At 45.4% G+C, this 12,075-nt stretch carries 7 protein-coding genes; 3 read left to right on the forward strand and 4 right to left on the reverse strand.

All coding sequences use genetic code 11. The features are described 5' to 3' along the window. Positions 1-89 precede the first annotated feature (89 nt). Positions 90-2,135 carry a polyphosphate kinase 1 gene (gene ppk1 / locus AB0L18_RS24540; RefSeq protein ID WP_367389967.1) on the reverse strand — a complete coding sequence of 682 codons (2,046 nt, stop codon included), beginning with the start codon at positions 2,133-2,135 and terminating at the stop codon, positions 90-92. 225 nt (positions 2,136-2,360) lie between these two features. Here ppk1 and AB0L18_RS24545 point away from each other — a divergent pair, with 225 nt between their 5' ends. Further along, positions 2,361-5,504: a TonB-dependent receptor gene (locus AB0L18_RS24545; RefSeq protein WP_367389968.1), complete on the forward strand. Its 3,144-nt coding sequence runs from the start codon at positions 2,361-2,363 to the stop codon at positions 5,502-5,504. A gap of 79 nt (positions 5,505-5,583) precedes the next feature. Here AB0L18_RS24545 and AB0L18_RS24550 read toward each other — a convergent pair whose 3' ends face one another. Together AB0L18_RS24550 and AB0L18_RS24555 are read right to left on the reverse strand one after the other, a co-directional pair. Next, the gene (locus tag AB0L18_RS24550; protein ID WP_367389969.1) at positions 5,584-6,027 is read right to left on the reverse strand and encodes an arsenate reductase ArsC; all 444 of its coding nucleotides are present in this window, start codon (positions 6,025-6,027) and stop codon (positions 5,584-5,586) included. Between the two features lie 136 nt (positions 6,028-6,163). Further along, positions 6,164-6,988 carry a DUF6089 family protein gene (locus AB0L18_RS24555; RefSeq protein WP_367389970.1) on the reverse strand — a complete coding sequence of 275 codons (825 nt, stop codon included), beginning with the start codon at positions 6,986-6,988 and terminating at the stop codon, positions 6,164-6,166. Positions 6,989-7,195: 207 nt separating this feature from the next. On the opposite strand from AB0L18_RS24555, the gene AB0L18_RS24560 reads away from it, so the two are divergent. After that, complete coding sequence (locus tag AB0L18_RS24560; protein WP_367389971.1) at positions 7,196-9,031, forward strand: ABC transporter ATP-binding protein; 1,836 nt, start codon at positions 7,196-7,198, stop codon at positions 9,029-9,031. A gap of 10 nt (positions 9,032-9,041) precedes the next feature. Further along, complete coding sequence (locus AB0L18_RS24565) at positions 9,042-9,575, forward strand: hypothetical protein (RefSeq protein WP_367389972.1); 534 nt, start codon at positions 9,042-9,044, stop codon at positions 9,573-9,575. Between the two features lie 8 nt (positions 9,576-9,583). Here AB0L18_RS24565 and AB0L18_RS24570 read toward each other — a convergent pair whose 3' ends face one another. Then, positions 9,584-12,058, reverse strand: coding sequence for a M1 family metallopeptidase (locus AB0L18_RS24570; protein ID WP_367389973.1), 2,475 nt, complete (start codon positions 12,056-12,058; stop codon positions 9,584-9,586). Positions 12,059-12,075 lie beyond the last annotated feature (17 nt).

Genomic DNA, 12,075 nt, shown 5'->3' on the forward strand with positions numbered 1-12,075 from the left:
TAAGGCATACTCCAGCCGGGGGCAGCCATTTAAGCTTTATGAAAAGACTAAGTTTTCGTTAATTAAAACACTTGAAGATCAAGCTAATGTTAAACATCTCCGCTTGAAAGCTTACTGAGATACTCATAATACGCTACCTGCGAACGGATCAACCTCTCCCCTGGTCTTGGCTGGCGATAGCGATTATCCAGCTCCTGGTTAATGATTCTCGCCTTGCGATTGTCAGACCATTGTATATCTAGTAGGTCAATAAGTTCCCGGCGTAGGCGGGGGTCATAGATAGGAATAGCTACTTCTACACGCCGGAAAAGATTGCGACTCATCCAGTCGGCAGAGGCCGTAAATAGTTCTTCTTTGCCATCGTTGAAAAAGTAATAGATGCGCGCATGCTCCAAAAAGCGATCCAGTACACTGATCACTTCAATGTTTTCACTCTGCCCTTTCACACCTGGCACCAAACAACAGATACCGCGGATGATCAATTGAATTTTCACCCCGGCATTACTCGCCTGGTACAGTTTATCAATCATACCCGGCTCTTCCAGGCTATTCATTTTCAAGCGAATAAAAGCCTCCCGGCCTGCTTTCGCATGCTTTATTTCCCGGTTGATTTTCTTAATGAGCTTGTCTCTAAGGTCGAAGGGGGCTACCAGAAGGTGCTTGGTTGCCGGCAAGATCAAACGCCCCATCAATAACTCAAAAACTTGACGGACATCAAAGGCCAACTCCTGGTTAGCGGTCAACAAAGCATGGTCAGCGTAGGTGCGAGCCGTTTGCTCATTAAAATTACCAGTCCCTAAATAACTGATATTCAAATTATTAGAACACTCTATTAAAAGTAACTTTGAATGCACTTTGATACCAGGAAAACTGAAACGAACATCAGCACCTGCCTTTTTCAATTCTTCTCCCCAGTAAAGGTTAGCAGCTTCGTCAAAACGCGCTTTTGCTTCCACAAAAACTTCCACTTTCTTTCCGAGCGCCAAAGCTTGTAACAAACCATCAACCACATCCGATTGCTTAGCTACACGGTAAAGTGTAATCCGTAGGGTATGCACATCAGGGTCATTGGCCGCTTCCTTGATCAGGCGCGGAATGTAATTGTATTTTTGGTAAGGAAAATGCAACCACTCGTCTTGCTCACGTATGGTTTTCAGTAAAAATGCTGCATGTTCAAGGCGTGGATGCGCAAGTGGAATCAGCGGCTTATCATGCAGATTGTCCTTGTCTGCAGGTATTGGGAACCCAAAATAGTCATTAAAATTGTGGTATCGCCCCCCTGGAATCAAGTCATATTTTGACAATCCATAAGCTTTACGGACCCGGGTAACCAGGTTTTCCGGCATGGTCTGGTCAAATAAAAAGCGCGTGGGCAGACCAGCACGGCGTTCTGCTAAAGATGCTTTGATCTTGTCCAGCAAATCACCGCTGTATTCATCATCAATATAAAGTTCAGCATCTCTGGATACCTTGACACAATATACGCGAGGCTCTTGCTCTCCCAAATACTGAGGTAAAGCAGCCCTGATCACATCATCAAGGTACATCACCACATAATCATCGTTGGAGGAAGGTACTACCAGGAACCTTGACAATATATTGCTGGGAATATTGATGACTTCCCACGGTTTTTCTTCCCCGTGGTCAACGATAAAATAGAGCTGGCGATTTTCTAAAAAAGGAGCCTTTTCGCCTTCAAGATAACTTCTTCGCTCTAATAGTGGCAATACCTTTTCTTGAAAATACTGATGGATAAATTCCAGTTGTTTGGCACCTAACCGGTCTTGGGTAACGAGATAAATCCCCTCTTCTTGCAGGGCCGGAATAATTTCTTCTCTGAAAACACGACCGAATTGACGTTGCTGCTGCTGTACCAGTGCTAATATCTCTTTGAGTACTTTCTTCGGCTTGATGTCCAACAGACGTTTACGATCTTCCTTGCGCAACGATTTAAAAGAACGAATGTATGCTACCCTCACCCGGAAAAATTCGTCCAGGTTGGAGCTGTAAATCGCAAGAAACTTAATTCGCTCATAGAGTGGAACCGACTTGTCCATCGCCTCTTGAAGCACTCGATAGTTAAAATGCAGCCAGCTAATGTCTCTTGATATATAAGTAAAGCCCGTATTTTCCATAAAACCAAATATAGCTCAAATGTAATTGCACGAAGGTAATTTATTCTATGGCTTCCCTCTTTGGAGTTTTTAGAAAATTTGAATTCCATATTGAATTGCATCCACCTGTGTTAATCTAGTGTAAACCATTTATTAAATATTAACCGAATTTTACCTGATTGTTACCTCAATATAAAGAAGCCCTCTACTTTTGTTACATCTTTTCACTCACAACTTTCTTCTATTATGAAAGTCTTACGTCTACAACTATTACTCCTGGTGATACTGTTCGTAGGAACCAGTGCATTATTTGCACAAGTTACTACGGCGACCATCACTGGTAGCATTTCCGACAATGGTGGCGAGCCATTAATCGGTGCTACTATCGTTGCGATTAATACCGCTACCGGTACCCAGTACGGAACGACAACCAACACTGATGGCCGTTTCACGCTACCCAACTTACGGGTGGGTGGCCCTTATGATGTTACAGCTTCTTACGTTGGCTACAACGATGAAAAGCAAGGTAATATCTTCCTGTCATTGGGGCAGACAGCTCGCCTTGATTTTGAATTAGCTTCCGGGGTTGCACTGGATGAAATCGTGGTTACGGGCACCGTTGACCCTGATGTCAACCGTGATCGTACGGGGGTAGCCACTTTAGTGGGAAGTACGGAATTACAACGCCTACCAACCATTACGCGTTCTGCTTCCGACTACACGCGCTTGACTCCCTCTTCTGACGGCAACAGTTTTGGCGGTCGTAATGACCAATTCAACAACTTTAGTCTTGATGGTTCCATTTTCAACAACCCCTTTGGTCTGGATGCTGCTACCCCTGGAGGGCAAACGGATGCCCAGCCTATTTCGCTGGATGCCATTGATCAAATTCAGGTCAATATCGCACCTTATGATGTGACCCAGGCGGGCTTTACGGGTGCTTCAGTAAATGCCGTGACCAAAAGTGGTACCAACCAGTTCAAGGGTACCGTTTTTGGGTTTACCCGAAACGAGCAAATGACGGGTTCTAAAGTTGCCGGGCAGGATATTTTTGTTCCAGAGCTAAGCCAGCTGCAGACTGGATTCAGCTTGGGTGGCCCCATCATCAAGAACAAGCTTTTCTTTTTCGTCAATGCTGAAATCGAAAACCGTGATGATCTTGGTTCCAACTTCATCGCGGCACGTAGTGGTGTGGGCGGAGAGCAAGTTTCACGGGTAGAAGCTTCGGATTTGGACGCCGTTTCGGCAGCTTTGTTTGAGCGTTATGGCTACGAAACCGGGCCTTACGAAAACTTCCTTTTCAATCAGAATAACACCAAGGGTATTCTTAAGCTAGACTGGAACATTGGACAAAACCAAACGCTGACAGCTACTTATAATTTCCTTGATGCTACCAAGGAAAAGCCTGCTCACCCTTTCGCGTTGGGTCGTCGTGGTCCTGATGCAACTACTTTGCAGTTCCGCAACAGTGGTTACACCATCAACAACGTTATCCACTCTGCCATTGTAGAGCACCGTACTTTGTTTAGTGATAAAATATCGAACAAATTACAATTGGGCTATACTGCTTTCCGCGATTCTCGTGATCCGTTTAGTACACCGTTTCCTTCTATTTTAATCCAACGGGATGGTATCAACTACATCGTAGCCGGACACGAGCCTTTCTCGATCAACAATAACCTTGATCAGGACGTGTACCAGGTGACCAACAACTTGAATATCTTCCTCAAAAAGCATACCCTTACCGTGGGAGCAAGTTTGGAGCGTTTCGAATTTGACAACAGCTTCAACCTGGGTGCTTATGATGGTGCCTTCGGGCCGTTTTTACCAGGTGCACAAAGCCCTGCTGCATTTGTAGACAGTATCCAGGCAGGCGCACTCGACGCAGCTGTAGCAGCAGCGCAGGCGACTTTTGAGAATGGTAATGGAGCAGGCAATGGCTATGATGGCACCAACTGGGCACTGGCAGAGACCAATGTTGGTCAGTTCGCTTTCTACCTTCAGGATGAAATCGACGTTACCGATCAGTTTAAACTGACGGTTGGCGTGCGTATGGATATGCCCTTGTACTTTGATACGGAAGAAAAAATCCAGGAGAACATTGATCGCAATTGTTGCTATGACCCTAGCATTGTTTACTACGATACCGAGGGAAATGAAGTCCTTTTTGACTCCAAGCAACTTCCTGACAATACGCCGCTGATTTCTCCGCGTGTTGGCTTTAATTACGATGTTACCGGGAAACAAAATTTCATCCTTCGGGGAGGATCAGGTTTATTTACCGGTCGTTTTCCTTTTGTTTGGTTAGGCAACCAGGTGGCGAACCCCAACTTTTTCTTCTACACCATTACCGAACCTAGCTTCCAGTTTCCACAAGTTTGGCGATCTAACTTGGGTATTGACCACAAATCAAATGGCTGGACCCTATCAGCAGATTTCCTTTACACCAAGGATCTTAACGCAATGATGGTTAGGAATTACGGTCTCAAGCCACCTAGCGGCAAACTAGAGGGTGTAGATGACCGTGAGATTTACACAGCCGACGACCGTGCTACTGTTTTTGGCGGTGCGACCAATGCCTACGTATTCTCTAATACTGACATTGGCTATTCTTTCAATGCTTCTTTGCAAATTCGCAAAAACTGGAACAATGGCTGGTTCACGAGCTTAGGCTACAACTTCCTGGATGCCCAGGATGCCAGCTCTATCGAAGCAGAAATCTCTAGCGATGCTTACGAGCGTAACCCAGCTATTGGCAATGTCAATCAGGCTCGCCTTACACCTTCGCTGTACGGTAATCGTCATCGTTTTGTGGGTAGTGCCCACAAGAAATTTGAGTACGGAAGCTGGGCAACTACCCTTGCTGCCTTCTTTGAATACGCTCAAGGTGGTCGCTTCTCTTACACTTACTCGGGTGACATCAATAATGATGCCTCTGGTTTGAACGACCTGATTTACATCCCTACTACAACGGAGATCAACCAGATGAACTTCACCGGCAATGATGCCGAGCAGGAAGCACAGCGTCGTGCTTTGGAGAATTTCATCCAGCAAGACGAATACCTCAATGGTAATCGCGGCAATTACGCAGAGAAATACGATATTCTCAGCCCTTGGTACAGCCGCTGGGACGTACGTGTTTTGCAAGATTACATTTTGCCTAACCAGAACACCATACAGGTAAGCCTTGACATGTTGAACATTGGTAATTTCGTCAACAGCAAATGGGGCGTTCGTCAATTTCCTACCAACACGCAGCCAATTGGCGTAAGTGTTGCGGATGGCGTACCTACCTACAGCTTTGATACCAACTTACGCAGTACCTTCACCAACGACTTTAGCCTTGGCTCACGCTGGCAGTTGCAGGTTGGTTTGCGTTACATTTTCTAAACCAACTTTTGATGGTTTGATACAGAAAAGGCCCACGTTGAGAAGCGTGGGCCTTTTCTTTTTTCTATACTGACATGGATTAATATTCCAAGGAAGATTCTCCTAAGACATGAAATTCATCTCGTTGCCCAATAAAACGCAGCATTCTGCGCTTAACTTCTTCACGTACTTTCAAAAAAACGGTAAGTGGATCTTCCTGGCTTACTGCCTCAGGGTTAGGAATATCGTAAAAAAAATGATGATCGGCAGTGATGTCTGCTGGTCGGCAATCTTCGGCTTTCTTGCACACCGTGATGAGGTAATCGAAATGCTGCCCGGAAAACTCGTCCAAATGCTTAGACTGAGCGAAAGACATGTCGATATTGTCTTCGAGCATCACTTCCACCGCTAAAGGGTGGACTTGATGGGGTTTGAGGCCCGCACTAAAAATTTCTGCTTTACCTCTGGTAAAATACCTAAGGTAGGCTTCCGCCATTTGACTCCGACAAGCATTGCCCGTACAGAGCACCAAAATTTTTCTCATTGCAGTATGGTTACTCGGCAAAGTTAACATTAACTTTACATAGATGTAGCATACTCAACTCAAAAAAAATGAACGGTCTGCTCAGTAGCTACTGCTTTTGCTTGACTACAAGGACCTTAGTGATTGAAGTTTTTTTTTAGAAAGTAGGGCATCCGATTCCTCTTCCGTTTACACCACTCCCCTCTCCAAAAGCAAACGAGAAGGAGATCCCGCCCATAAAGTACCAGTCTTTGTATTCTCCTCCACGGCGGTATTGCAGATCTTCTACTTCGGGGTCTTTGATACTGGGGTTACTCAATTGAGCAGCAAGAGAGCCGGTGTTTTCTAATACGTCGAGGTAATTAACACTCGTCGCTGACACATCGTCCAGGTAATCAGTGAAGGTCTTTCGTCCTCCCAATTCCAGTCCAATCGTGAATCGTTCCTTGATGATAAACTTGATGCCACCACCAGCAAGAAGTGCAAAATTGGTTAAAGAATAAGGGTCATCATAGCCAGGTGCTCCCTGGGCTTCGGTCGCTAGCGGCTGCAGCTCAACCCAGTTCCCATCGAAGTTAGCTTCAGGATTGAAACGAAATACACTGGCTCCTCCCATGATGTAAGGAACAACCTGTGTTGCTCTAGGATTGCCAAGGCGAAACAAATGGAGGTCTGCCTTTAAGGCCAACTCGGTTATATTGCTGCGGAAATTCAACATCCGGTTGGTGTTATCGTTGGTTACACCGTCTTGTGCGCTCACCTTACCCAAATTGAGGCCAAATTCTAAAGAAATTGGCTTAGCAGGATTCATTCGTAAGAAAATTCCGCCTCCGGGTTCTATCGATTTAGTGTAAAGTCCAAATTCTTGTGGAGAAAGATCACCGGAATAAATCGTTCCGCCGCCCCACAAACCGAGTTCCAGGTTTTGAGCGGTAACAGCGATAGATAGAGACAATAGACAAAGGGAGAGTAAGAATCTCATAGATGGAATATTGTTTTTCAGGATTATATGACACAGTAACGGAAAAAAGTAACACAATCTTTTATCGCAATAAATAAAAAACGACAGTAAGATGATTAAAAAACATAGCCATCACTGAATAAGTGCGGCAAAATTAGTGATTTTTGCATTTGCAACTCCTACCCTCTTTACAATGTTATACGAGGTATAAAATGAAACAGGCACAGCATGGCAGATAATTCTGAAGCAACCGAAAAGAAAAGCTTGAACAAAGAACGCCTCAACCAAGGGCTAAGGATTTTCAGGTATGTACTGCCATACAAGTGGCCTTTCATCATGGGCATGCTGTCATTGGTAGTGGGAAGTTTAATCTTTCTGGTGATCATGTTGGTACCCGGCGAGATGCTCAATATTTTAAATGGAGCTTCCACCGAAGGATTAAGCAGTATTTCGGAGCGTCTTCCTGGCAATTCTGGCTTAGGGATGAATATCAACCAGCTTTTTCTTGCCGCTATGATTTTGCTAGGCGTTCAGGGGTTGCTATCCTTTTGGAGAGTTAATCTCTTTGCGATTGTCAGTGAAAAAGGCATGGCCAATTTACGCACAGACATCTACGGAAAACTCATTGGTCTGAGCATTCCTTTTTTTGAGAAACGTCGCGTTGGCGAACTTACCTCGCGCATTACTACGGATGTCACTCAGGTGCAAAACGTTATTAGTGTAACACTAGCTGAGTTTATCCGCCAAATCATCATCCTTTTTGGAGGTATCGCGATTATTGTTTTTACGATGCCCCGCCTTGCACTCACCATGCTTCTTACTTTCCCCGTGGTAGTGGTTGGTGCCATGTTTTTTGGACGCTATATCCGTCGGCTAATGAAAGCACGCCAGGATCAACTTGCGGAGACCAATGTGGTGGTAGAAGAAACCATGCAGACCATTCAAACCGTAAAAGCCTACACCAACGAATGGTTTGAAGTGGGCCGATACACACAGAAACTACAAGGAGCAGTAGACCTTGCGCTCAAAGCAGCGAAAATGAGGGGGCTATTTGCTGCTTTCATCATTTTTGTGATGTTTGGCGCCCTGTTTTTTATCATGTGGCGTGCCGCACTTATGGTGCAAGCCGGCACCCTTGATCCAGGCGACCTTGTCCACTTTGTAGTTTTCACAGGCACCATCGGTGCTGCCATTGCCAGCTTGGGTAATTTTTATGCTGAAATAGTTTCAGCGATCGGTGCTACAGAACGAATTTTTGATATCCTAGATGAAAATTCCGAAATAGAGCCCTTGACGGTGCCCACTGAAAATATCCGTCTAAATGGTGCCATTCGTTATGAGCAAGTCCATTTCACCTACCCGACCCGTCCGGACATTGACGTTCTTAAAGGGATTGATCTGGAAATCCAACCAGGCAAAAAGATAGCACTGGTGGGAGCTAGTGGCAGTGGTAAATCTACTATTGTTGCGCTATTACAACGCTTCTACCCATTGGTGGATGGAAAGATCACCATTGGAGGAACGGACATTAAAGATCTCCCCTTAAGTGCTTACCGGCGAAATATTGGTATCGTCCCTCAAGAAGTCTTACTTTTTGGTGGTACTATCCGAGAAAATATCCTTTACGGAAAACCCGATGCGGAAGAAGCGGAAATTGTTGACGCAGCCAAAAAAGCAAATGCCTGGGAATTTATCAGCGGTTTTCCCGAAGGGCTAGATACCATTGTTGGAGAACGAGGCGTGAAATTATCTGGTGGTCAAAGACAAAGGGTGGCGATTGCGCGTGCCATCTTAAAAGATCCGGCCATCTTACTCCTTGACGAAGCCACCTCCAGTCTTGACGCAGAGAGCGAACGTTTGGTGCAGGCCGCCTTGGATGGACTCATGGAAGGTCGTACCAGCATTATCATCGCACACCGCCTCAGTACCATCAGAGAAGTAGATCAAATTTACGTGATTGACGACGGAAAAATTGTGGAACAAGGCACTCACCAGGAGCTGTCTCTTCAGGAAGATGGTGTGTACAACAACTTGGCAAAATTGCAATTTGAAATGACGGAATAAGCCCCTGAGGATGAATAAAGTAAGGTGGATAATTATTGGGGTTGTTATTTTAGGATTGGTAGCTGCTTACACCCAGGAGTTGCCGATCATGATGAATTATCTACAAGTGGATGCCTTTTGGCAAACAGGTCTATTGATCGGTTTATTGGTTGGGATAACAACGCTACTGCTTCTCTTTTTTTACTCAAATCTCGTTCCCGATGACGTTGTTACGAAAATGCGTTGGGGCAGTAGTATTTTGTTTACGTCGATGTTGCTTTGCCCACTTTTCCTTAGTTGGACCAATCGCTTAGGTATTCCTGACACAAATGCCAAAGATGTACCTATCGTCTATGAATCCGAGCAAGCACGTTATTCAAGTCGCTTCGGTAATATTGGTGGTGAAAAGCAACAAGCTAACCAGTTTATTCTTTTCTTTTTCCAGGATGGTCAGTTACATCGTGTCAATGGAGTGCATCCCTTTTTCCCCGGCGCGCAGGCAGGCGACACCCTCCAGCTCCGCATCAATACCGGCCGCTGGCACTACCAATGGGTCGTAAAATAGTTTTCACCTCATTTTTGACTTCGAAAAAGCAAATCTGCGGCCATGAGTATCTTATTCCTAAGTCGAGGAGGATAAGCAGGGCGATCAGCTAAAAACTTGCGCACAATTTCGGCTGCCTCCGTTGATTGGTGGCCTGCTAAAGTAGCCGTAATAAACTGCCTTGGAAAGAAAATATCTCCCGTTGCTTGAATTTCCTCCAGCAGTGCCAGGCTTGGTTGCAAATACTCAATAGCAAGCTCAGCCCTTAGCGGATGATTTAAATAGCCTACGGCATCGACCACCCAAGGCTCGGTAGCACGATTTTTCAAGAGGGTCAAACTTGCGAAAAAACTATCCCTTTCCTCTTTTTGCGGTGACCATGCAGGTTGAATAAATTGGAGTCGATCTATCCGGTCCTGGTTTTTGGTACGTGCTATTTGGGTTTTAGCCATTTCCACGGCATCATCAGGAAGGCGTATGGCCAATTCCGCCATTAAATCAATAGCTTCTGTTTCCGAAAGGGGAAGTGATGCCGTCACTTGCTGACTTTCCCATACTTGCTGCAACTGGGAAACAGCTTGCGCTGATAAAGCTATGTTATAATAGGTTCGAAAATAGACCAGCTGCGCGGATGGTTCCAGCGCACTTGTATATGCTTGGCGTAATGTTTCTTCCAAAGCAGGGCCATATTGTTCGCGCTGGTTTGCATCAAAAAACTGCCAAAAAACCACCTCCGTCAGGTCTAGCAAATAATTCCTGTTCAGCGCCTCCTCTTCCTGGGCAATGCCTTCCAATAAAGCTTGATAAAAGGCTTCAACAGGTAATCGGTGCTGGAGAACATCCTCATAGAGACAAATCCACGCTGCACCACGCAACAAGGGGTCTTCTAATTTGGAAACATGATGCAAAAGATAGTCTTGAGATTGTTCCGTCAAGGGAAAATAGCCATAAGCCAGCGCAGAAGCATGAGGAAGTATGGCCAGCGGTTTTGCTGACAACGATACCAAGGTATCCTGTGCCTTTGCAGCCAACGATATGGGCAATAAGCTTACCGAATCTTGATAAAACAAGGCCAAAGTGGTCGATTCTGACCAATATTTTCCTTTGCTTCCTTCTTGTTCAACGAAAATTATTTGCTGGCCTTCCGCTTCCTTTGTTTGCACATTAAACACGGGCATGCCAGCTGATTTCACCCAGACTTCACTCCAGCTCTTTAAATCCTGATCGGTACGACCATCTAGTATATTAATCAAATCATCCCAAGTAGCGTTTCCATAAGCAAAGCTGTGCAGATAGGTACGCAGACCATTTCGAAGACCGTCTTCGCCCAGTTGTTCTTCCAGTTGGCGCATGACCACTGGTGCCTTTTGGTAGATGATACGACCATAAAGGGTGCCCGCTTCCCGCAAGTTTTCCAAAGGTTGCTGTATGGGATGGCTACCTCCTGAGCGATCTTCACCGTAAGCAGCAGGCTGATGGCGTAGCATAAAGTTAAGCTCGTGGTTGAGTTCGGGGAAACCTGGGTTAACAATTTTCGCAGCCATAAAATTAGCGAATACCTCCTTCAACCAAACATCTGAGAACCAATCCATTGTCACCAGATCACCGAACCACATATGGGCAGTTTCATGCGCAATGAGAGACGCTCTGCCAATCTGCTGATTTTCCGTAGCGTATTCATCAAGCAACAAACTCGACTCTCGATAAAAAATCGCACCCACATGCTCCATCCCGCCATACTGGAAATCAGGGATCAAGGCAAAATCAAACTTTTCAAAAGGCAGTGGTATCGACGTGTACTGCTCCATCCAGCTAATGGCTTCCTGGTGTAGTGCAAAAACCTTTTCCAGGTTTTGTTGCACTTTCAAACTATCACTTTCACGGTAGAGCATCCGCATCGTACGCCCTTTCATTTTTTTGTTCGCTTCGCGGAAATCTCCCGCTGTAAAAGCAAAAAGATAGGTGCTTATGGGTGCTGTTTCTTTAAACTGGATCGTCTTGCGCTCACCAGCTAATGTCGTTTCCAAAATAGGCCCATTGCCCAGGGCCTCCCATTCAGCGGGAATCTCCAGCGCAAGGGTAAAGTTTGCTTTTAGGTTAGGTTGATCAAAACAAGGAAATAAGGTGGAGGCCCGATCCGGCACTAACAAGGTGTAAAGAAACGCTTGCTTGCGATTTAAACTTAGATCACCAGCGATGAAGTCGATGCTTACTACGTTCTCGCCAACTTGTAGCGCATTTTCGGGAAGCACTAAGTGCCCCTTCTCAAATTGAATGAAGGTCTCTTCTCCATTAACGACTACCCTTTGAATTTGCTCCAACTCCGCACGAAAATCCAGTTGTAAACCCTGATCTATTGCCGCTAATTGAAAAGAGATTGCTACGTTAGCCGGAATACTATCCTCCAAGGCTGCCGGGATTTTAAAGGCCAGATCGTAAGCCAGTTCCGTAATTTTCTCTTTGCGAAAATTTGCCAGCTCTAAACTCACACCTTCTTCTATCATGTCGTTGGATTTGTGAG

Origin of the sequence: Lewinella sp. LCG006 (assembly GCF_040784935.1) — a bacterium.
GTDB lineage: Bacteria > Bacteroidota > Bacteroidia > Chitinophagales > Saprospiraceae > Lewinella.

Excerpts from the sequence above, each read along its gene's own strand:
- AB0L18_RS24555 (WP_367389970.1), bottom strand. The coding sequence starts at position 6,988 with ATGAGATTCTTACTCTCCCTTTGTCTATTGTCTCTATCTATCGCTGTT.
- AB0L18_RS24550 (WP_367389969.1), bottom strand. The coding sequence starts at position 6,027 with ATGAGAAAAATTTTGGTGCTCTGTACGGGCAATGCTTGTCGGAGTCAA.
- AB0L18_RS24560 (WP_367389971.1), top strand. The coding sequence starts at position 7,196 with ATGGCAGATAATTCTGAAGCAACCGAAAAGAAAAGCTTGAACAAAGAA.
- AB0L18_RS24545 (WP_367389968.1), top strand. The coding sequence starts at position 2,361 with ATGAAAGTCTTACGTCTACAACTATTACTCCTGGTGATACTGTTCGTA.
- AB0L18_RS24565 (WP_367389972.1), top strand. The coding sequence starts at position 9,042 with ATGAATAAAGTAAGGTGGATAATTATTGGGGTTGTTATTTTAGGATTG.
- AB0L18_RS24570 (WP_367389973.1), bottom strand. The coding sequence starts at position 12,058 with ATGATAGAAGAAGGTGTGAGTTTAGAGCTGGCAAATTTTCGCAAAGAG.
- ppk1 (WP_367389967.1), bottom strand. The coding sequence starts at position 2,135 with ATGGAAAATACGGGCTTTACTTATATATCAAGAGACATTAGCTGGCTG.